The following is a 21,464-nucleotide window of genomic DNA, read 5'->3' as shown; positions in this document are numbered from 1 at the left end:
GGCGGGGGCTTGCTGTTTCGTTTCGAATCGCATCCATCGTGAGCCGATGACGCCAGGTGCGGCTTTGGGAATGCCCGCTTATTTCGTCGATGCCGTATCGGTCATCGGGGGCAAATGCAGCGGCGACATGACCGGCAAGGCAAACCGGAAGGCAGTGTGGCCGGCTTCGTCGCGACTGACCCACAGTCGCCCGGCGTGCGCCTCGACAATCAGCTTGCAGACGCTCAGCCCCATGCCGAGTCCTTCCTCCTTGGTGGTGAAGAGCGGCTCGAAGATGCGCTCCGTGGCTTCCGCGCCCAGCCCCTTGCCGGAATCGCGAACGGAAACCTCCACCCAGTCTCCCCGCTGCGCGGAGCAAATGGAAAGCAACCTTGCGTCGGGCGTCAGGCCCGCCATGGCCTCCAGCCCATTCACCACCAGGTTGCCGATCAACTGCTGGAGCTGCAGCTTGTCGCCGACGATCTGCGGAAGCTGTGCGGCGAGGTCGAGCTGGATGCGGACTTTCGACCGCACGGCATCGGGCTGGAAGATCTGGACCGTGGTTTTCACGAGGGCATTCAGGTCCAGCGGCTCCGTTCTCTCCGCGTGCTTCTTCAAGAGGGAGAGGATGCCCAGGATGATGGCGCCGGCGCGGTGGCCTTCCAGCACCAGGCGCTCGATGGAGTCGCGCGCTTCATCGACATTGGGTGTTTCCTTGTTCAGCCAGCGGATGGCCGCGCTGCCATACGCCACGATGGCCATGAGCGGCTGGTTGATCTCGTGCGCGATCGACCCTGCGAGCGCGGTCAGTGCGGTGACCTTGGAGACGTGGGCAAGTTCGGCCCGGGCGTTTTCAAGATCCTCTTCCGCTCGCCTTCTTTCCGAAAGGTCCAGCACGAAGGTCACGCGTTGCAGCGATTCCTCATCGAGACGCGTGGCGGTCACCAGCACCGGCGCGCGGCTGCCATCGCGGCGGAAGAACTCGCGTTCCAGGGGGGGAAGCACGCCACCACCGCTGAACTGCGCTTCCCGATTGCGAATGACCGGCTTCCATTCGTCGGGCGTCAAGGCATCCAGCGAAGCCGGCAACGAACTCTCATGGCCGGCATAGCCGACGATCTTCATGAAGGCTTCGTTGGCTTCCAGAATCCTGCCGCCGCGCTCCCAGACGACGATGCCGAGAATGTTGGTGTTGAGCACCTCGCGGACATGCGATTGCCGCGCTGCCGCCTCGTGGACCCGGGCATTGTGCAGCGACGTGGCAGCGAGCGAGGCGAGGAAACGGAATTCGGCTTGCTCCGCCGGTGTCAGCGCGTCGGGTCGCGCGACAAACACAACCGCCACGACATTGCCTGCGGTTGCGGCAGGCAGGCAAACCAGCGAGGGATCGGTGGGAACAGCCACCTGCGACGAGCCTTGCGTGGTCTGGAGGACGTCGCTTGCCAAGGCCAGCGGGAGGCGTTCGGCCCCAATGGGGAGCCGCTCCGGTCCGTTTGCCGACAAGATGCGGGCTTCCGGCAGGAAATGTCCGCCAACGGGGTCGCAGAAGAACATGCCCACTTGCCGTGCCCGAAACCGTTGCATGGCGGCCAGCAGAAAGGATCGCACGACCCCTTCCACGTTCAGGTTGGACCCAATTGCATGGGTCCAGGCGATGGTCGCCTCCAGATCCAGATTTTCCATCTTCGGGCTGACAGGGTGTAAGGGGACTACACGACGGGGGCTACACGAGGGAACGACAACGGGACCCGCAACTATACCTGCGAGCTTGGGCCTATGGGACTACGACCTTTGTCGTAGTGGCACGCTGCCACACACGGCGCGAAGTCGTTCGCATACGAAAACCGTCGGGCGGACGAGCCAACCCGGCTTCGGCGGGTCGATAACAATGAGGCGACGGACGCGGCGTTGCGCGACACACGCCACGCGTCGTCATTCCACTCGCACCGCCTCATGAAGGAGCTTCCCATGGCGCTACCAGCCGCATGTCTCAAGCAAGGGGAGCAGGCGCCCGATTTCAGCCTGCGTGCCACGCCCGACCAGACGGTGTCGCTGCATGAGCTACGGGGCCGCCCCGTCGTGATCGCGTTCTATCCGGCGGACTGGAGTCCGGTCTGTGGCGATGAAATGAGCCTCTTCAATGCGGCCCGCCACGAGATCGCGTCCCATGGCGCCGTGCTGCTCGGTATCTCGGTGGACAGCGTATGGAGTCACGTGGCTTTTGCGGACCAGAAGAAACTGCACTTTCCGCTGCTGGCCGACTTCGAGCCGAAAGGCGGCGTGGCGCGTGCATATGGCGTCTATCGCGAAGCGGATGGCACATCGGAGCGCGCGCTGTTCGTGATCGATGGCGACGGTGCAATTCGCTGGAGCTATGTGTCGCCGCTGGCAATCAATCCCGGCGTCGATGGGGTGCTCGCCGCCCTCGCTCAATTGCAATCGGATACGCAGACACTGGACAAGGAGTTGTCATGACCCGCCTCACGGTTCCCGTCGGTCCCGCCGACCACATCCAGGGTGCAGCGGATGCGCCCATCGTCATGGTCGAGTACGGCGATTTCGAATGCCCGTACTGCGGGCGCATGTATCTCGTGATCAAGAATCTGCAGCAGGCGCTCGGGCCCCGATTGGCGGTGGTTTTCCGGCATTTTCCGCTTGTGGACATGCATCCGCATGCTGGCGCCGCAGCGCTGGTGAGCGAGGCGGCGGGGCAGGCTGGCAAGTTCTGGGCGATGCACGACCGGCTCTACGAGAACCAGTCCGCACTGGAAGACGAGGATCTGCTGCGCTATGCGCGCGACCTGGGCGTGCCCGACGCCCTGACGCAGCGGGCATTCGCCGGCGACTTCGAGAGCAAGGTGGAAGCCGATTTCCGTGGCGGCATGCACAGCGGCGTCAATGGCACCCCTACGCTGTTCCTGAATGGCACACGATATGACGGGGAACCGGACACCGCATCGCTGCTGAACGCGATGAAGCGGTTGCTGCGATAGGCAAAGAGAAGCATCTGTCAGCTATTTGCCGCTTCGCGGATGGCAGGCAGATGCATCGTGATCGTGGTGTGGCCGGGCTGGCTCGTTGCATGGATGTTGCCGCCGTGGGCCTCCGCGATCAGCCGGCAGATGGCCAGTCCCACTCCCATGCCGTCCGCCCGCGTACTGAAGAAGGGCGTGAAGACGCGTTCCAGATCCGCCGGTACGATGCCTTTGCCGTTGTCGGTGATCGCGATGACCACCTGGCAGACGCCATGCCGCCGCGCCGACAGCCGCAGCGCGGCCGTGCCTTGCGGGCAATGGCGCACGGCGTCCATGGCATTGAGCAGCAGGTTCAGCACGACCTGCTGGATCTGGACACGATCTCCCTGGATCAGGGGCAAGCCGGCCTCGATGTCGATCTCGGTGGCGATGTTGGCCTCCTGGAGCGCCGCTTCGATCAGGGGCAGGACATCGGCAATGGCCGTGCCGATGGCAAACGGCTGGCTGGAAGCGGGTTCGCAACGCATCAGTGCGCGCAGGCTGCGTATCACGCGTTCGGCGCGTTCGGACTCTCCCTGGATACGGCGCACCCCTTCGTCGATCTCCGCCAGATTCGGGATCTCGCGGTGCATCCAGCGCTGGATCGCATACGTTTCCACCTGGATCGTGGTCAGCGGCTGGCGGATTTCATGGGCGATGGATGCGGCCAGCGTGCCGAGCGTGGACACGCGCGACAGGTGGACGAGATGGGATTCCCAATGCCGCATGGTATGCAGGGCGTCAGCATTGCCACAGGATGCGGCTTCGGCCGCCAGGATGCGCTGCTCGAATGCCTGCGCCATGTCGCGCACCAGTTGAACCGCCTCCGAGGTGGGCGAAGGGGCATCACGGCGCGCGGCGGGGTAAGAGTGTTCGGCGGCGATCATGCGGCAAGTCCTTTGAATCCAGTGGCATGCTGGACTTTACGAGCCGATGCCGCCAGTGGATAGAACCGCTGTGCCGCTTTTGTACAAACGTGTGCTTGGTCCCCGCAATGTGCCGCACGCGAGGTGCCATTGACGGGTCAATCTCGCGTCAATGTCGCTTCTGTCGGCGCCATTCGCGCGGATTGGCACCGACCACCCGGCCGAAGGTCCGTGTGAAATGGCTCTGATCGGCAAAGCCGCACAGTTGGGCGATTTCGCCAAGCGGCAATTGGGTGTGGTGCAGGTAGTGCTGCGCGCGTTCGATCCGCTGCAACACCATCCAGCGATGCGGCGGCATGCCCACGCTCGTACGAAAGGCTTTGGCGAAGTGCGCACGCGAGACGCCGCAGGCTTCCGCCAGGGTTTCCAGCAGGACTTCACCGTCGAGGTGCGCCATGATCAGTGCCTTGGCGCGTTCCTCCTGCCACGGGGCCAGCCCGGCCTGCACGCGGCGCGATGGCACTTGCACGCCGCTGTAGTGCTGCACAAGATGAGCGCGCAGCGCCAGCGCCATGTGGTCGACGAACAACGCCGAGGCGTGGTCGGGATGCGCCAGCGCGGGAAGCAGCGCCAGGCTCAGGTGGTGGACCACGGGGTCGGCCACGGCAAGATGCGGCGGGCAATGCAGGTGTTGCACGGCGCGGATACCCAGATCCTTGGCGGTTTCGGTCAGTGCGGCCTGTGGGATATAGAACTGCATGCAGTCATACTCGCCGATCAGGTTGGCCGACCAGTTGCGCTCAAGGTCGTAGATGGCCAGCCAGCCCGCGCCATAAGGTACGTGCGGCGCGGGTTTGCCCGCGAGCCACAGTTCCTGCTCTCCGAACGGCTGCAGTTGAAGAATGACGAGGTAAGCGGATTCCCGTTCGTACGGGTCCGTCAAGCCGGAGTGGCGCCGGTTGGTGTTGACGCGGGTGATACCGACTGGCGAGTACGGCAGGGCACGGCTGACGATCGTCTGCGTGACGTCGGCGTGCATGTGCTCGGAGTACTGCCAGGTGGTGTCGGTGTCGGCCATGATGATATCGAGGCCCGACGCTGGGAGAAACAGGGGCGTGGCAGTCGGGCGCTAACAGCCGGCATTTAAGCACAGAAGCGCGCGGCTGCCACGATCGGGGGCGGCGGACATCGCCCCCGGTGCCTGTCAGACCTTGCTCTCGACCCACAGGACGCGTTGCTTGACCCACGACTTCACCTTGCTGGCGAAGTTCTGCTTCGGCGTCTTCTTGCACTCGTCTACGAGCTTGTCCACGATCTGCGGTTCATCCACCACGATCTCGTCGTTCTCGCGAACGCCGTGCTTGTCGACACTGGCTACCCAGTAGACAACTGCCGGCTTGTAGGCTTCGCTCACCGACAGGAAGTCCTCGCAGGACATCTTGAACGGCTTCACGGTTTTTGCGTCGGTCTTTGCATCGCTAGTGGCTGCGGAGGAGATCAGGGGTACGGCGAGGAATGCCAGCGCTACGGAAAGGGTGGACAGTTTCATGATCGCTCCAGATTGGTGTGTGATTGCCATGACAGGGTCATCACGGTCGAGAGCGATGGTAGGGAAGTTCTTTGAGAGGCCCTTTCAAGGATGCACTATCGATTCCGGAAAGACGGAATGGCAAGGGTGTAGACGGTGGGGCGTCTTGGGGCCGGCCCTGGGAGTTGAAATCAGACTCCCAGGGCCACCGCACACACCAACCATCAGGCCGGCTGCCCAAGCAACTCCATCTTGCGGGATTCAAGCTGCGTGGCAACGTCGCGCAAGTCGATCTTTGCCTTGATCACCGCAGGAAAGAGTTCGCCTTCCTCTTCTTCCACATGGTGTCCCACGTATTCCGTCAACACCTTGTAGTTGGCCTCCAGCATCTCCGCGTCATCCTGCTCGATGGCGGCGATCAGGTCCTTGGCAACGCCATGTTCGACCTTGGCTTCATCGAGCATGTCGTCGAGCTTGTCTGAGGCGCCGCGCAGGGCGGGATAGAAAATCTCCTCCTCGATCTGCGCGTGGACTGTCAGTTGCTGGCAGGTTTCCTGGGCGATGGATCGCTTCTCGGCCAGGCCGGATGCCGCTTCGAACTGCTTGAACAGTTTCTTGACGGCGCGATGGTCGTCCATCAGCAGGCCGATGGCCTGGCGTTGTTCGACTGGTACTTTTGACTTGTCCATGTCGGTTCTCCGTGGGGAATTTGCATCAAGTACGCTGCTTGCCGCGTCCGCCATGGGATGGGGATCGAAGGCATGCGAGCAACGCAAATTCCATACCTTTGCCAATGGTGCGAAAAAGGCGGAGCATGAGGGCATGGCGGACGGGTGCTGTCCGTCGGGTTCGCGGCATACCCATGCCCGCATGTGATCTGGAATAGGCTAGAATCCGCCGCGCATCCTGGCGTTTGGCGTGGTGGCGTTCCGTGCTTCCGGAGGGAATGTCTCTCGTCATCGCCAATCAGGCAGCAGAACGTATCGCGCGGCGCCGTACTGCGCCGCAGAGGGCTCGGAGACATCATGGCAATAGCCAGCAGCAGCGCAATCGGTCGCAAACATTCCGGCCCTGACTTTCCGGTGGTCGGGATTGGCGCCTCCGCTGGGGGCGTGCCGGCGCTTCTGCAACTGTTCGAGTCCACGCCCTCGTCCACGGGCGCGGCGTTCGTGGTGGTGTTGCATCTGTCGCCGGATCACACGAGCCACGCGCACGACGTCATCCAGAACGTCACCAATCTGCGCGTGCGTCAGGTGGCCCATTCGGTGCCGCTGGAAAAGGAAAACGTCTACGTCATTCCCCCTGGCAAGCTGCTCTCGATGGTGGACGGGTATCTGCGCCTGACCGATCCCGAACCGCCACGTCTGCCGCCCACCAGCATCGACGTGTTCTTTCGGAGCCTGGCCGATGCCCATGGGGACCGAGCGGTAGCCGTCCTGCTGTCCGGCTCCGGCGCCGATGGGTCCGTTGGCATCGCGCGGGTGCGCGAGCGGGGCGGCATCACCATCGCCCAGGACCCCGCCGAAGCCGAGTACGCTGAAATGCCGCGCAATGCCATCGCCACGGGGGATGTGGATCTGGTGTTGCCGGTCATGGAGATCGTGCCGCGCCTGCTGGAACTGGCGAGAAATGCCGCCGCCATCGATTTGCCTTCGCCGTCCGACGCTGCGGACGACGACACCGAAGCGTCGCAGTTGTCGCCCTCGTCGGACAAGGCGGTGGACGACATCCTCGATACGCTGCGGTCGCGCACCCGTCACGATTTCTCGAACTACAAGCGCGGGACGATCCTGCGGCGGATTGAGCGCCGCATGCAGGTCAACGGGCAGCAGACGGTGCAGGAGTATCGGCAGTACCTCGTCGCGATGCCCGAGGAAACCTCGAAGCTGCTGGCCGACTTGCTGATTGGGGTGACGAACTTCTTCCGAGATGCGGAAGCCTTCGACGCGCTGGAGGACACCCTGCGCAAGGAGCTGCTGCGCAGGCTCCACGACCGGGAAGAGATACGCGCCTGGGTGCCCGCCTGCGCCACCGGGGAGGAGGCCTTCTCCGTCGCCATCATCCTGGACGAATTCGCACGACGCCTGCCCCATCGGCCGCGCATCACGGTCTATGCCAGCGATGTGGACGAGCATGCCATCGCCATCGCACGCGCCGCCAGCTATCCGGCCGCGATTGCCAACGACATTCCGGAGGCGCGGCTGGCACAGTATTTCAACAAGGAAGGCGACCGCTATCGCCTGGTGAAGTCGCTGCGCGACACGGTGATTTTCGCGGCGCACAACCTGCTGCACGATCCCCCTTTCTCGCGCGTCGATCTCGTGTCGTGCCGCAATCTGCTGATCTACCTGGACCGCCGCGCGCAGACCCAGGTCCTGGAGGCGTTTCATTTTTCGCTGCGGCCCAACGGCCTGCTGTTCCTCGGCACGGCGGAATCCGCGGATTTCGCCCAGGAGCTTTTCACCCCGGTGCTCAAGCACAAGCGCATCTATCGGGCGCAACCCGGCGCGGTGAGCTCGGGGCTGGCCACGTATGCCAGCCTGCAGGCGCATACCTATTCCGGGGGCGGCCAAACGTATTTCTCCATGCCAATCGATGTGAAACAGATGGCTGCCACGCCGCCGGGCCAGGCGCGATCGCTGGAACTGTTCGGGCCACCCATCATCGTGATCCACACGGACGGCACCATCGTTCACCGGTCGGCCAATGCCATCCGGCTGACGGCCGATCCGCAGCATGCGCGGGCGGTTAACCTCTTCGACATCATCCGGGAAGATGCGCACGCCCGAATCCGCGCGGCCATCCGGCATTGCACCGGCGTGCGGGGGCGGCGCGACGAGAGCGCTGTGCCCATGGCCACGGCGTCCGGCGAGGCGATGGTCGACCTGTCATTCCGCGTCTACCGCGATCGGGCGCGGGACGAAGACCTGATCTCGATTACCTGCGACATCCTGACGCCGCTGCCCGAGGGCGAATCGGCGGCCGAGGACCCAGCAGGCGAGGAGACCATGGATACCCTGCGGCAGGCACTCGATGGCAGCGAGGCTCGCCTGCGCACGTCGCTGGAGGATGTGCAGAACTCCACGGAAGAGCTCCGCGCGTCGAACGAAGAGCTGCAGGCGATGAACGAGGAGTTGCGCTCCGCCACCGAGGAACTGGAAGCGAGCCGCGAGGAACTGCAATCGCTCAACGAGGAGCTTGTGACCGTCAACTCCGAGTTGCTCGCCAAGGTGCAGGAAGCCGCCCGCGTCAGCGACGACTTGCAGAACCTGATTGCACTAGTGGGCGTGGCAACGGTGTTCGTCGACCGTACGCTCAACATCAAGCGCTATACGTCGCCGGCGGAGACGCTGTTCAACATCCTGCCCGGAGACCGTGGCCGGCCGCTGCAGCATCTGACGCACCGGCTCGATTACCCCGACATGGTCGAGGACCTGCGGGCCGCGTTCGAATCCCTCAAGAAAGCCGAGAAGGAAGTGCGCAGCAAGGATGGCCGGACCTTCCTCGCCCGCGTCATTCCGTACCGCACCGATGACGACCGCATCGACGGCGCGGTGCTGGCGCTGATCGACATTTCCGAGCAGAAGGCCGCGCAGAATGCCGCGCGCGTCAGTGAGGAAAAATTGAAGCTGGCCGCGCAGGAGACGCACGACTTCGCCATCATCCTGCTGGACGATCAGGGCATGATCGTGAGCTGGAACGTGGGTGCCACGCGCATCTTCGGGTTCCGCTCCGAAGAGATGCTGGGCAAGCCGCTCGATGCCATCTTCACGGCCGAGGATGTCGCGGCGGACATGCCGTTGCACGAACGGAACAAGGCGCGGACCAACGGGCGCGCCGAAGACGAACGCTGGCACGCCACCAAGAGTGGCGAGCCGGTGTTCTGCAGCGGCTTCCTGAGCCGCATCGACGTACCGGGCTTCTCCGGTTTCACGAAGATCGTCCACGACGCCACCCGGCGCAAGCTGATGGAAGGGCAGAAGGACATGGTGCTGGCGCAGGAGCGCGCCGACCACTCCGAAGTTCGCAAGCTCAGTCGCCTGAAGGACGAGTTCATCGCGATCCTGTCGCACGAACTCAAGAACCCGCTGAACCTGATTCATATGAAGGCGGAAATGCTGGCCCGCATTCCGGAGGCGCAGCATATCCGGCGTGTGCAGGAGGTGTCGGACTCGATCCAGAAATCCGTGCTGACCCAGGCGCAGATCATCGACGACCTGCTGGATTTCTCGCGCATCCAGACCGGCAAGCTCACGCTGCGCTTTGCACCCATCGATATGCGAGGCGTCGTGCAGGCCATCGTGGAAGCCGTGCAGGCGGATTTCACCCGGGCGGGCATCGTACTGGAAGTCGATGCACCACCCGAGCCATTCATCATCCACGGCGACCGCGTCCGGCTCGAACAGATCACGTGGAACCTGGTCACCAATGCGTTGAAGTTCACGCCGGCTGGCGGCAAGGTGGTCATCCGGCTGCAGCGTACGGCCGTGGCGATCAGCCTGGAGGTTATCGATACCGGCGTGGGTATCGCCAGTGAATCGCTCGGCACCGTCTTCGACATGTTCCAGCAGGCGCGCGACGTGACCTCACGTGCGCGGACCCATGGTCTCGGCATTGGCCTGTCGCTGGTACGTCAGCTTGCGGAACTGCATGGCGGACGCGCCGAGGTATTCTCGGATGGCAGAGGGCAGGGGACGCGCTTCGCGGTATGGCTGCCTACGGACGCGTCCTTTGCGCATCGCCAGGCAGGCGACAGGCCGGCCGACCTTTCCCTGTTCGCCAACCTGCGTGTCTTGCTGGTGGAGGATCACGAGGACTCGTTGCAGGCGATGTCGGACCTGTTTGCGCTGTACGAAGCGCGCGTCACGGGTGTGCCCAACGCCACCCAGGCGGAGAAAATCGCGAACGAATCGGTTTTCGATCTGGTGGTCACGGATGTGGATCTGCCCGACATGGACGGCTATTCGCTTGTCAGGCAATTGCGACGGCTCCCCCGTTGTGCTGACATTCCGATGGTTGCGGTCACCGGCCGACCCGTGCCGCAGGAAGAACCCCTGGCGCGGGAGGCAGGCTGCGATGCCTGCCTGGCCAAGCCGTTCAACCTGCAGGCACTTGCCGAAGTCATCGTCCGGCGGCGGGGGGCAGGCAAGTCGCGATGACGGACCTGGGGGCGGGGCCTACATCTGCCTTGCCCAATACTCCCTGAACGCCTGACGCGGGTCGTCCTGAGCCTGCGTGTGCGCGGCATCCTTGTCGAACACGAGCGTGCTCCGCTTTGCCGTCGTATAGGCCGGCCACTGCGGGGTGCGCGCGTTGTTCGGGTCGCCGGTTGCAGCGAACTGCACCCATGCGCTGGCGAGTTGATCGGCCATGCGAAGGTTCGTCTCGCTGGGACCGTTCAGGCCCATGCGGATGTCGTGCAGGCTTGGGCCGATATCCACGCCGTGCGGGGCGCCATAGCGGCCGCCGTATGCGGGGCTGGGCGTTTTCCACAGGTAGGTCCACACCGGGGCGCCGCCCTTCGTGGCGAGGGTTGCCTTGCGGTCGGCCTGCAATTGCGCACCGCGTCGGAATGTCATGTCCGTATCGAGGCGTGCCTGCAGCACGAATGGCGTGGCGTGCGGGTCTTCGTCACGATACATCTTCAACAGGCGCGGAGCGTCGTCGCCGACGCGGGATTGCGCGAACTTCAGCAATCCTGCGTCATCGAGATCGAAGTTGATCTGCCGGTATGCGCGCTCATCGAGCGTGGTGCTGATGATCATCGGGACCGATGCCGAGATGGCAGGTGCATCGGGATCGAAGGGATGACGGGGAACGGCCACGCCATCCACCACGGGCGAGAACGCACGCGGGGCTTCACCCTTGGCGCGGTCGGCTTTCTCGAAGAGTATCTGCGCGGCCAGCAACTGCTGGAAGGGCAGGGTGTGGAGCCGGTCGAGCGATGACTTGCCAATCTGTAGCACACCGAGATACTTCTCGGCGATGGTGGCAGATTGCGCAGCCGTCATGGTGCGGATGCCCGAGCCGCTCATCACGCCCGCACGATGAAACAGGCCCTGCGCGGAAGGCATGGCCATCAGCGTGCTGGTTTTCAGACCGCCACCTGACTGGCCGAAGACAAGTACGCGCGATGGATCGCCGCCGAACGCGCTGACGTTTTCGCGTATCCAGCGCAGCGCCGCCACGATATCGAGCATGCCCGTTGCACCGGATTGCGCGTAACGCTCGCCGCCCACTTCGGCCAGATTGAGATAGCCGAAGGCGCCGAGACGATGATTGACCGTGATGAAGACTGCATCGCCAAAGCGCGCCATCTTCTCGCCATCGAACTGCGGCGAATTGCCCGACCCCGCATAGAAGCCGCCGCCATGCAGATGCACAAGCACCGGGCGCTTTGCAGATGAGGAAGGCGAGGGCGTCCAGAGATTCAGGACAAGGCAGTCTTCGCCCATGCCACCGGGCTGCAGGTCGTAGGCGATCAGGTCCGCGTAGGCGATCCGACGATCCGCGGGCATTTGCGGGGCGTAGTTGCCGTAAGACGTGGCGTCGCGCACGCCGGTCCACTTTGATACCGGCTGCGGCGGCTGGAAGCGGTTGGCGCCGGATGTATCGGCGCCGTATCGCACGCCCTTGAATACGTGGATGCCGCCCGACTTCAGCCCGCGCACCTTGCCGTCGGCGGTCTCGACGATCGAGAACACCGAGCTTTCATCCAACCCCTGTGCGGAGGTAGGAAGAGTCGTGGTAGCGGCGAGTGCGCCTGCAGTGGCGAGCCACTGGCGACGCGTGAAAGTGGGTCCCTGATTGCCCATGTTGTCTCCTTGTTTTTTTGTTCTTTGCGATTACCGGCCCAGGAAGTTCGGGCGCCGCTTTTCTTTCCACGCCATGGCACCCTCGCGAATATCCTCCGACTGGGTGGACCTGCGGATGTCGTTGGCCAGTGCCTCCGCATCGAGCGTACCGCAGGCGATGGCATTCAGATGCCGCTTCATGCCTTGGACGGCCAGCGGCGCGAGATCGGCGATGGTGTCGCTCAGCGTATCCACGTGCGCCTGCAGGGCGTCCTGCGCGACCAGCTCGGTCAGGAAGCCGCATGCCAGCATGTCCGAGGCTTGAATGCGCTCGGCGGTCAGGAACAGCCGTTTCGCATGGTTCAGCCCGAGTCGCGTGACGTAGCGGCGCATGCCGCGTTCGTAGAAATGCAGGCCCAGCCGCGCCGCGGGCATGAACATCTCCGTGGCATGTGTGCCGATCCGGAAGTCGCAGGCGAGTGAGAGGTCAGTGCCGCCCCCGTATACGCCGCCCTGGATTTCCGCGATGGTGACGGCGCGGCAGTCTTCGACCGCATTCACCAGCGGTTCGAATCCGACGCCGCGTTGGCCGGCGGCGAGCTTGCCGATATCGAAGCCGCTGCAGAAGTACTTGCCGGTGCTGCGCAGTCGCAGGACGCGCGCTTCGCTTTGATTGACGGTCTGTACGTGCTGGTGCAGCGCCTCAAGATCGTCCGGGCCCAGCCGGTTGGCAACATCGGGACGGCGCAACGTCAGCGTGGCAATGTGGCCTTCGATGTCGAGCGTGGGCAGCGAGCCTTCGTTTTGCATAAGGAGTCCTGTCAGAAGTGATGGGTCATGCCTCACTGCACCATCGCGCTGCGTGCCTGCAGGGCGGCGTTGAAGCTGTGGATGTTGGCCAGCGCGAAGGCGGGGCGATCCTGGATGCGCCGCCACCAGTCCGAGACAGCAGGTGTCAGCGCCTGCGGTGCAAGTTCGGCGATGCGCGCCACAAAAGGCACGGCGGCGATGTCTGCGAGCGAGTAGTCGTCACCCATTAGCCAGGGGTGGTTGACCAGCGACGTCTCCATCTTGGGCATCAACGCCAGCAGGCTTTCCAGCGCATGGCGCTTCTCGTCGTCGGTGTAGGGCTTGCGGGCGATGCGCAGCCAGGCTTCGCGCCGCGTTGCCGTCGGGATTCTCGCCAGCCGCGTGGCCAGCGCATCGTCGCTCCATTGCGAGGCCACCGGTTGCAGCGCCAGGCTCCAGTTGAGGATCAACAGGTGGGGCAGTGCGTGGTCGTCGGTCCAGCGCACGAAGTTGCGCATCTGCGCGCGGACATAAGCGTCTGCGGGACGTAGCGAGGGCGTCGGGAACGTCTCGTCGAGGTATTCGCAGAGGGTGGAACTCTCGTAGAGAAAGCGGCCATCGTCGAGGACCAGCGCGGGCACCACGCCATTCGGATTCATGGCGAGAAACGCGGGAGAGTGGTGTTCCTGCGCGGCGAGATCCACCGGCACGCTCTCGTAGTCGATGCCTTTTTCGGCAAGGCACAGGCGCACGCGACGCGAGGCACTGGACAGCCATCCATGGAATAGCTTCATATGTGGCGTCCTGTCGTGATCAAGGAATCAGTACGGTCGAGCCGATGGTGCGGCGGCTCTCCAGCATCTCGTGTGCAATCCGCACATCGTCGAATGCGAATCGTTGGCCCACTTCAAGCCGTAGCGCCCCGGTGGTCACCGCATCGAACAGCACCTGTGCCGCGCGCCTGAGCGATGCCGCATCGGCAATGAAGGTTCGCAGCGTGGGCCGCGCCACGATCAGCGACCTGGCGTGCAGGCGTTGCAGATCGAATGCCTCGACATCGCCCGACGCGGTGCCGTAGTTGATGGCCATGCCGCATGGCTGCAGACACTGGAGCGAGGGCAGGAAGACGTCCTTGCCCACAGCGTCGTAGACCACCGCCACGCCCTTGCCATCGGTCAGCTTCAGCACTTCACTGGCGAAGTCCGTATTCCGGTAGTCGATCACGTGATGGCAGCCGTGATCCAAGGCGACCTGGCGCTTGGCCTCGCTGCCCACCGTGCCGATCACCGTGGCGCCCAACGAGCGCGCCCATTGCGAGAGCAGAACACCCATGCCACCGGCTGCGGCATGCACCAGCACGACATCGCCGGGCTTCACCACGTAGAGCCGCCGCAGCAGGTATTCGGCGGTGAGGCCGCGCAGCAGCGTGGCACCCGCTACGTCGAGCGGAATATCGTCAGGCAGTGCGACGACACGATCCGCCGGCACATTGCGGACGACCTGATACGCGCCGGGATACATATAGGCCACGCGCTGCCCCACCTGAAATCCGTCAACCCCTGACCCGATTGCCGTGACCGTTCCCGCGCCAACCGAACCCAGCGTGACCGGAAAAGGCGTGGCGCTGTGCGGCCCGTGCGCGCCCCGGCGCTGATAGATATCGGCGAAATTCAGGCCGATAGCGGCCTGCGCGATCTGGATTTCACCGGGGCCAGGGGCATCGACGGTGACCGTGCAGCGTTCCAGTACGTCAGGTTCGCCGTGTTTCGCTATACGGAATGCCAGTGTCTGCATACGGAGAATCCATGCTTGGACTTGTTCTTGGGGCGGCCGGAAACATGCGGAACGGTGCGGATATATCGATGCATGGAACCGGGAAAGCGCTGCCATCGTAGAGCAAAGGCGGCGAATTCGCATCATAGTAAGTCCGTATACGTATTCATATGAGTGTTATCCGTATACTTTCGCGTCGATTGTCACTGGATGAGTTCCACCAATGCGCACAGAACTTCCATTAGCCGGCACCACGGTCCTCGACCTGTCCATCGCCCGAGCCGGTCCGGTCGCCGTCCGTCTGCTGGCGGATTGGGGCGCCGATGTCATACGTATCGAACCGCCGCCGCTGCGCGATCGCGGTTCGGTGACTGGACGCAGGCGCGGGTCGGATGAGCAGAACCTTCACCGCAACAAGCGCAGCCTCTGCCTGGACCTCAAGACGCCGGAAGGGCGCGAGATCTTCCAGTCGCTCGTGGCGAAGGCCGACATCGTGGTGGAGAACTTCCGCGCCGTGGTGAAGGAGCGGCTGGGGCTGACGTACGAGGCGCTCAGCGCGATCAATCCGCGCATCATCCTGGCGAGCATCTCGGGGTTCGGGCAGGACGGCCCGTATTGCGAGCGGCCGGGGCTCGATCAGATCGTCCAGGGCATGTGCGGGCTCAGTTCGGTGACGGGTATGCCGGGGCAGGGGCCGGTGCGCGTGGGGATAGCGATATCGGATACCACGGCGGGCATGTTTCTGGGGCAGGGCATCCTGCTGGCGCTGCTGCATCGCGAGCGTACCGGACGCGGGCAATGGGTGCATACCTCGCTGATCGAAGCCATGCTGAACAAGCTGGATTTCCAGGGCGCGCGCTATACGGTGGAGGGCGTGGTCCCGACGCAGCAGGGCAACGCGCATCCCACGCTTGTCCCCATGGGCACTTATCGTTGCCAGGATGGCGTGGTGAACATCGCGGCCAGCACGGATCGGATGTGGAGCAATTTCTGTGAGGCGCTGAATGCCGACTGGCTGCTTGCCGATACCGCACTGCATACGGCAGCGGGGCGCATCGAACATCGGGAGCGCGTGGAGGCGGGCATCGAGCGATGCATCGCCGGGTTCTCCGTGAACGAACTCACTACGCGGTTGAATGCGGCCGGTGTGCCGTGCGGGCCGGTGCTGGATATCGGTGAGGCATTTGAAGATCCGCAGGTCCGGCATCTGGGCATGACGCGCCCTGCAGAGCATCCGTTATTGGGATCGCTGTCCTTGCTGCGTTCTCCGATCAACCTGTCGGCAGCGTCGCATCCCGAGCAGTTCGACAGTGCCGCGCCGGATCCTGGCCAGCACACGCATGACATATTGCGATCGCTGGGTTTGGACGAATCGACCATCGAACGGCTGCGCGAGAGCAACGTCGCGGTCTGACGCGGACCGATCCGCGAACCGAGGAGGCAACAACACATGACAAGAAGACTGTTGAAGATGCGCGCTGCGCTGGTGGTATCGGCCAGCATCGCCGCAGGGATGGCGCCGCTTGCCGCGCGTGCCGATGACTACCCGAACCGGCCGATCCGGCTGCTGGTCGGCTATACGCCCGCAGGCGCGGCGGATGTGGTGGCACGCGTGTTGGGCGAGGCGCTAACGAAGGAACTGGGGCAGCCCATCGTCGTGGAGAACAAGCCGGGCGCCAGCAGTACGCTGGCCTCTGTGGCGCTGGCAGGCGCCGCGCCGGACGGCTATACGCTTGGCCTGGCGACCGCCACGTTGTATGGCATCGACCAGCATCTCTTTAACGCCCGCTACAAGAGCGATGCCTTCACGCCCATCACGAGACTGACGGTTTCGCCGCTGATCCTCGCGGTCAATCGCAACCTTGGGGTCTCGGACCTGAAGGGACTCATTGCCAAGGCGCGCACCAAGCCCGGCGCGTTCAACTATTCGTCGTCGGGCATCGGTGGATCTCCCCACGTGGCAGGCTTGCAGTTCGAGAGGGCCACCGGCGTGCCGATGACGCACGTGCCATACAAGGGCGGCGCGCCGGCGCTGCAAGCGGTTGCTGCAGGAGAGGTTCAGTTGTCGTTTGGCACTGCGGCCTCGGTCCTGCCGATGGGCACGCAAGGCATGATCAAGATGATTGGCGTGACCACGCCCAAGCCGTCGGAGGTGGCGCCCGGATTGCCGTCGCTGGCGGAGTCGGGCTTGCCCGGTTTCAACTTCACGTTCTGGTTCGGGCTCTATGGCCCTGCGGGTTTGCCTCCGGCGATCCGGGACCGGATCTTTGCCGCGACGACGAAGGTGATGGCAGATCCGCAGATCCGCGCGAAGCTGGCTGGCAATGGCAGCGAGGTGTCGTTGTCCCCATCGCCGTCAGAGTTCGGCAAATGGGCCGCCGCCGATGGCAAGAACGCGCTGGAGCGGCTCGTTCAGGCTGGCGTGAAGCTCAACTGAGCTGCACGGATTTACTCGGTATCGGAGGAGCCGCGTGTGCGCTTGCGCGTGTCGGCCTCGGCGGGCATCGAGGCGATCATGTCCGCATAGACGTCGCCGCCCGTGGCGATGTGCCGGATCATCGCGTCGCCTGCCGCCTCTTCGCTGCCTTCGAGAATGGCGCGCATCACGTGTCCGTGTTCCTCAAGCGATGCCAGGATACGCGCAGGCTTCTGGAAACGCAGATCGCGCATGCCGCGCATGCGTGCGCGCATCGTGCGGATCTGGCGCGACAGGATGTCGTTGCAACTGGCTTCGTAGATCACGCGATGAAACAGGTCGTTCGCGGTGCGATACGCATCCGAATCCGCAGTTTCCGCCGCGCGCTTGCAGGCTTCGTAGGCATCCTGCATCTGTTGACGCTGCGCCGCAGACATACGCCGCGCAGCGAGCCTCGCCGCGAGGGCTTCGAGTTGCACGAGGATCTCGCTCATGGCAACGTACTCGCGCAACGAGATCGACTTGACGATTGCGCCCTGGCGCGGCACCAGATCGACCAGCCCAGCAGACTCCAACTGGATCAGCGCCTCGCGCACGGGCGTGCGCGAGACATTGAAACGTGCCAGAAGCTGTTGTTCTTCCAACTGCGTGCCGCTGGGCAGCTTGCCCGAGAGAATGTCCTGCTCGATGGCGGTGCGGATGGTTTCGGACAGGCTCTTCTTTTCTTCTGGCATGTGGGTGGGGAAGGACACAGGATGCAATGCCGAGCATATTACTACGGGCGTTCCGCTTTGTATGCGCGACGCGTCGCTATGTGTACACCAACGCCGTCCACGGCCTTCATCCACCGCGCGCAGTTTCCTACGCGCTCGGCGCCTTGCCCGCCTTCGCACGCGTCCTCTTCTCGGGCACGAGCGAGATCGTGTGCATACCTTCCAGCCATGCCAGGGCATCCACGTACGACAGGAACTGCTCCAGATAGCCGGGCGAGACTTCCTGCATCAGCGAGAGCGCGCGATGCACGAGTTGGTTCGTGTTCAGCGGTCCTGCGTTTTCCGGTACGACGGCCTGTGATTCGCGCAACTGGCGGTCTACACTGACGCGTGCAAACGTGTCGCGGAAGTAGTCGGCCAGTGCAGGCTCTGTGGCGTGCAAGCGATGCGATGCGGTGGCGGCGGGTACTGCCATCGCATGCGTGCGCGCACCGAGTCGTCTCGTGAGCGCTGCGAGGTCGGCGAGTGCGGGGGATGATGGCGTGGGGGATTCGGTTGGCGATGTCTCGGTCGAGGCGCGCGTCAATGCTTCACGATACTCGGCAACCAATTGCGCGATACGCGATTGCAGCAGCCGTCCCGTTTCGCCGTTGTGGTCGCGTGCGCGTCTCGCCATCGCCTCGATCAGGCGAGAACGTACCGGGTCCAAACGATCGGCGCCGGTGTTGCGCCAGTCGTCGAGCAGGGTGTCGTGATCGCTTGCGGCTTCGCTATGCATGGGGTTTCGCATCACCCGACACTCTCGGCACCGGCGCGATTTCCACGCGACGATTCTTCGCGCGGCTCTCTTCGGTGGCGTTCGATGCCACCGGCTGCTGCGCGCCGAATGCCGCCGAGAAGATCGAGGAAGCGGGCACGCCTGCATCGATCAGCGCACGGGTCACGGTGAGTGCGCGCTGGGCCGACAGCTCGAGGTTATCGGCAAAGCGACGGTTGCCTTCGCGCACCTGCTGATCGTCGGTGAAGCCGCTCACCATCAGGATTTCGTCGCGTGCGCCAAGATAGGCCGATAGCGGCTCGGCCAGGCTCTTGAGCAGGGTGCGGCCTTCCGGCTGCAACTGGTCCGAGTTCAGCGCAAAGAGCACGTTGCCGCTGATGCCGATGCGGCCATCCTTGAGCGTGACGCGGCCAGCCGACAGCGGTCCGGCAAGCGCCTCTTCCAGCGTCTGGCGCCGTTTCAGTTCTTCCTGCCGATGCTTGACCTCGTTTTCCAGGCGCGCTGACAGCTCCATCTGCACGCCGATGACACCCAGCAGCACCAGGACGAAGGCGCCCAGCATGACCGACATCAGGTCACCGAACACAGCCCAGACCGGAACGGTCGGCTCTACGCCAGCATCGAAATCGTCCGTCATGCTGCCTCCGCGCCAGCCTGCTGCGCGGAGAACTGCTGCAGGTTCTCCAGGATCTGCTTCTGCGACAGCATGCTGAGATCCACCACTTCACGCGCTTGCGCCACGTAGTAAGCCAGTTGTTCGTCGCTACGCGCCATCGACTTGTCGAGCGCGCCTTCGATACGGATCAGGTGCTCCGCGAGTTTGTCGTTCGATGCGCTGAACTGTTGCACGGCTGCGCCGAATGCCTCGCCCAGGCTCGCCACCTCTACCGCACTGCCGGTGACCTGCGCGGCGATGTCATCGAGCTTGCCCGTCTCCTGCGCCACCTGTTCGGTGAAGCGCGTGCCCACGCGTTCCAGCAGGTCGGCGGTGGTGGTGACGAGTCCGTCAACAACGGTGCGTTGTTCGGTGGAAGCGTGGTTCACGGCGTCGAGCAGGGTGCCGAGAGTCTCCAGCAGGCGACCACGTTCCTCCAGCATGACGTTGTCACGCGCCATGCCGTCAGTGAGTTTCTGGCGCAGTTCGGCGATGACATCGGCGGCGGCCTTCGGCGCCTCGGTGGCAATCTGCGCAAGACGCGCGACCTCGGCAATGGTGCCGCTGGCTTGCTGCTGCGTGTGCGTGGCAATATCGGCGGCGGTCTGGGTGAGGGCGTCGCGGATCTCGCGCTGGTGATCGGCCGATTGCGTGCTGGCCTGCTGCCATTGCTCGCGCATCGTGGCGGCCATGGCAGCGAGCGTTTCGTGCCAGGCGGTGAGGCGTTGTTCGTCGCGCGTGGCGAGGGCCGTCTGGCGTGCAGTTTCCTGCGCGGCCAGTTGCGATTGCAGATTCGCGTGCCCTTGGCTGACCGTATCGGCGATACCTGCCGTGTGTTGCGCGAAGACCGTGGAGGCTTCGGTCATGGCCTCGCGGTTGGCGCTGGCGAGTGCTTCGCCCGTTTGTTCGAGGCGCGACAGGGCGGTGTCCCACGTCTGCGCTGCACGTGTGGTTGCCGCATCAAGACGTGTACCGATGCCATCGACCAGTGCTGCAGAGCGCTGCGAGAAAGTCTCCGTAAAGCCATCGAGCGAAGTGCGCAGTTCGGAGGTCAACGCCGTGTTGGCTTGCCGCTGATCGGCCAGTGCGCTGCGCAGGGTCTCGGCAACGGTGGTTGTGGTGGTGTCGAAACGTTTGGAGACACCGTCGAGATGCTGCTGAACGGTTTGCATCAGCGTCACCTGAATCGATTCATGCAGCGTATCGCGCACGGTATCGCGCAAGGTGGTGGCTTCGCGCGCGAGACCCGCCATTGTGGTGTCCACGGCAGGCTGAATCGCTGCGCTGGCCGCACGCGCGCTGTCGGCGATGCCTTCCTTCAACGATTGCCCCACGGTATCGGCGAGCTGCGCATAGGCGAGGTCGGTACGCGCATGGAAGGCGTCCTGGCTGGCCGACAGGCGCTCGCCGAGTGCTTCGCTCTGTCGGGTCATCGCCACGGCCATGGTATCGAGCCGATCCACGAGTGCGGGCATCAGTTCGGCCTGTCGTTGCAGCAGCGCGAAGACCGTCTCGTTCTGGTGATGGCGGGAATGCACGCGCAGCGTGGTGGCGATACGCTCATCCAGCCGCTGGGCTGCCTGCACGCGCTCGCGGCGGGCAAGCGTCGAGAGCAAGCCCAGCATGGCCGAGGTGGCCACGCCTGCCACCGATGTGCCGAACGCAAAGCCAAGGCTCTTCACAGGGGCCGCCAGCGAGGCGCGGATGGCCTGCAGGTCGGAGGCACTCTCCAGCGCCACGCCGGTGGTGCGCAGCGTGCCCACCATGCCGAGGAACGTGCCGAGCATACCGAGCAGCACGAGCAGGCCCACGAGGTACGGTGTCATCGACGGCCCGGGCAGCGCCACGCGCTCGCCCTCCACGCGCAGGCGCACGGCGTTGCGCAGGCTCGGATGCAGGCGGTCCAGCCACGCGCCAAGGCTGGCCGGCGGCGCGGCAAGGTCGGCCAGCGCGGCGGTCAGCGTGGGCGTGGCCTGCCGATAGCGGTGCAGTTCCAGCGCGCCGCCGACGTAGAACCCGCCGATCAGCAGCGTGACGGCCAGCGCCAGCGCATTCGTTCCGGCATAGCCGAAGCCGACCCAGCCCACGACGGCCAGACCGGCCAGAAAGACTACGGGTGCGACGAGTGGTGTGAGGTGTCTGTTCATATCTTTCCAATC

18 protein-coding genes are annotated in these 21,464 nt (G+C 64.2%); 5 read left to right on the top strand and 13 right to left on the bottom strand.

The window, feature by feature from the left end:
- Window positions 1–78 precede the first annotated feature (78 nt).
- Entirely contained in the window at window positions 79–1,662 is a 1,584-nt protein-coding gene (locus GA566_RS09895; RefSeq protein ID WP_160472648.1) for a sensor histidine kinase, read from the bottom strand.
- Window positions 1,663–1,947: 285 nt separating this feature from the next.
- On the opposite strand from GA566_RS09895, the gene GA566_RS09890 reads away from it, so the two are divergent.
- Both GA566_RS09890 and GA566_RS09885 read left to right on the top strand, forming a co-directional pair.
- The gene (locus GA566_RS09890; RefSeq protein ID WP_202126681.1) at window positions 1,948–2,454 is read left to right on the top strand and encodes a redoxin domain-containing protein; all 507 of its coding nucleotides are present in this window, start codon (window positions 1,948–1,950) and stop codon (window positions 2,452–2,454) included.
- A complete protein-coding gene (locus GA566_RS09885; RefSeq protein ID WP_137924850.1) occupies window positions 2,451–2,972 on the top strand; it encodes a DsbA family protein in 522 nt (173 codons plus the stop codon). Before GA566_RS09890 ends, GA566_RS09885 begins: the two co-directional genes overlap by 4 nt.
- A 17-nt stretch (window positions 2,973–2,989) precedes the next feature.
- Here the strand turns inward: GA566_RS09885 and GA566_RS09880 are convergent, their stop codons facing one another.
- The 4 genes from GA566_RS09880 to GA566_RS09865 all read right to left on the bottom strand — a co-directional run bounded on the left by GA566_RS09880 (window position 2,990) and on the right by GA566_RS09865 (window position 6,076).
- Complete coding sequence (locus GA566_RS09880; RefSeq protein WP_160472646.1) at window positions 2,990–3,880, bottom strand: sensor histidine kinase; 891 nt, start codon at window positions 3,878–3,880, stop codon at window positions 2,990–2,992.
- Window positions 3,881–4,028: 148 nt separating this feature from the next.
- Window positions 4,029–4,937, bottom strand: a complete 909-nt coding sequence (locus GA566_RS09875; RefSeq protein ID WP_160472645.1) for an AraC family transcriptional regulator — start codon at window positions 4,935–4,937, stop codon at window positions 4,029–4,031.
- Between the two features lie 126 nt (window positions 4,938–5,063).
- Window positions 5,064–5,408: an HdeA/HdeB family chaperone gene (locus tag GA566_RS09870; protein WP_160472644.1), complete on the bottom strand. Its 345-nt coding sequence runs from the start codon at window positions 5,406–5,408 to the stop codon at window positions 5,064–5,066.
- Between the two features lie 203 nt (window positions 5,409–5,611).
- Window positions 5,612–6,076, bottom strand: coding sequence for a hemerythrin domain-containing protein (locus GA566_RS09865; RefSeq protein WP_137924846.1), 465 nt, complete (start codon window positions 6,074–6,076; stop codon window positions 5,612–5,614).
- Window positions 6,077–6,412: 336 nt separating this feature from the next.
- On the opposite strand from GA566_RS09865, the gene GA566_RS09860 reads away from it, so the two are divergent.
- Window positions 6,413–10,546, top strand: coding sequence for a chemotaxis protein CheB (locus GA566_RS09860; protein WP_160472643.1), 4,134 nt, complete (start codon window positions 6,413–6,415; stop codon window positions 10,544–10,546).
- A gap of 18 nt (window positions 10,547–10,564) precedes the next feature.
- On the opposite strand, the gene GA566_RS09855 is transcribed toward GA566_RS09860, so the two are convergent.
- Genes GA566_RS09855 through GA566_RS09840 form a run of 4 tightly spaced genes read right to left on the bottom strand, consistent with a single transcriptional unit; the run spans window position 10,565 to window position 14,764 of the window.
- Window positions 10,565–12,202 (bottom strand): carboxylesterase/lipase family protein, encoded by a 1,638-nt coding sequence (locus GA566_RS09855; RefSeq protein WP_160472642.1) that lies wholly within the window; start codon window positions 12,200–12,202, stop codon window positions 10,565–10,567.
- Between the two features lie 30 nt (window positions 12,203–12,232).
- On the bottom strand, window positions 12,233–12,991 hold the full coding sequence (locus GA566_RS09850; RefSeq protein WP_160472641.1) for an enoyl-CoA hydratase/isomerase family protein: 759 nt from the start codon (window positions 12,989–12,991) through the stop codon (window positions 12,233–12,235).
- 32 nt (window positions 12,992–13,023) lie between these two features.
- Window positions 13,024–13,764, bottom strand: coding sequence for a glutathione S-transferase family protein (locus GA566_RS09845; protein ID WP_160472640.1), 741 nt, complete (start codon window positions 13,762–13,764; stop codon window positions 13,024–13,026).
- 19 nt (window positions 13,765–13,783) lie between these two features.
- Complete coding sequence (locus tag GA566_RS09840; protein WP_160472639.1) at window positions 13,784–14,764, bottom strand: quinone oxidoreductase; 981 nt, start codon at window positions 14,762–14,764, stop codon at window positions 13,784–13,786.
- Between the two features lie 202 nt (window positions 14,765–14,966).
- On the opposite strand from GA566_RS09840, the gene GA566_RS09835 reads away from it, so the two are divergent.
- A complete protein-coding gene (locus tag GA566_RS09835; RefSeq protein WP_160472638.1) occupies window positions 14,967–16,157 on the top strand; it encodes a CaiB/BaiF CoA-transferase family protein in 1,191 nt (396 codons plus the stop codon).
- Window positions 16,158–16,193: 36 nt separating this feature from the next.
- Window positions 16,194–17,180 (top strand): tripartite tricarboxylate transporter substrate binding protein, encoded by a 987-nt coding sequence (locus tag GA566_RS09830; protein ID WP_237380122.1) that lies wholly within the window; start codon window positions 16,194–16,196, stop codon window positions 17,178–17,180.
- Window positions 17,181–17,191: 11 nt separating this feature from the next.
- On the opposite strand, the gene GA566_RS09825 is transcribed toward GA566_RS09830, so the two are convergent.
- The 4 genes from GA566_RS09825 to GA566_RS09810 all read right to left on the bottom strand — a co-directional run bounded on the left by GA566_RS09825 (window position 17,192) and on the right by GA566_RS09810 (window position 21,452).
- Complete coding sequence (locus GA566_RS09825; protein ID WP_160472637.1) at window positions 17,192–17,893, bottom strand: GntR family transcriptional regulator; 702 nt, start codon at window positions 17,891–17,893, stop codon at window positions 17,192–17,194.
- Between the two features lie 127 nt (window positions 17,894–18,020).
- On the bottom strand, window positions 18,021–18,650 hold the full coding sequence (locus GA566_RS09820) for a DUF2894 domain-containing protein (RefSeq protein ID WP_160472636.1): 630 nt from the start codon (window positions 18,648–18,650) through the stop codon (window positions 18,021–18,023).
- A complete protein-coding gene (locus GA566_RS09815) occupies window positions 18,643–19,287 on the bottom strand; it encodes an OmpA family protein (protein WP_160472635.1) in 645 nt (214 codons plus the stop codon). Before GA566_RS09815 ends, GA566_RS09820 begins: the two co-directional genes overlap by 8 nt.
- Window positions 19,284–21,452, bottom strand: a complete 2,169-nt coding sequence (locus GA566_RS09810; RefSeq protein WP_160472634.1) for a DUF802 domain-containing protein — start codon at window positions 21,450–21,452, stop codon at window positions 19,284–19,286. Before GA566_RS09810 ends, GA566_RS09815 begins: the two co-directional genes overlap by 4 nt.
- Window positions 21,453–21,464 lie beyond the last annotated feature (12 nt).

It is taken from the genome of Cupriavidus sp. SW-Y-13, from assembly GCF_009793345.1.
In the GTDB taxonomy this organism is placed as follows: Bacteria; Pseudomonadota; Gammaproteobacteria; order Burkholderiales; family Burkholderiaceae; genus Cupriavidus.
This window is presented reverse-complemented; position numbering and strand designations above follow the sequence as displayed.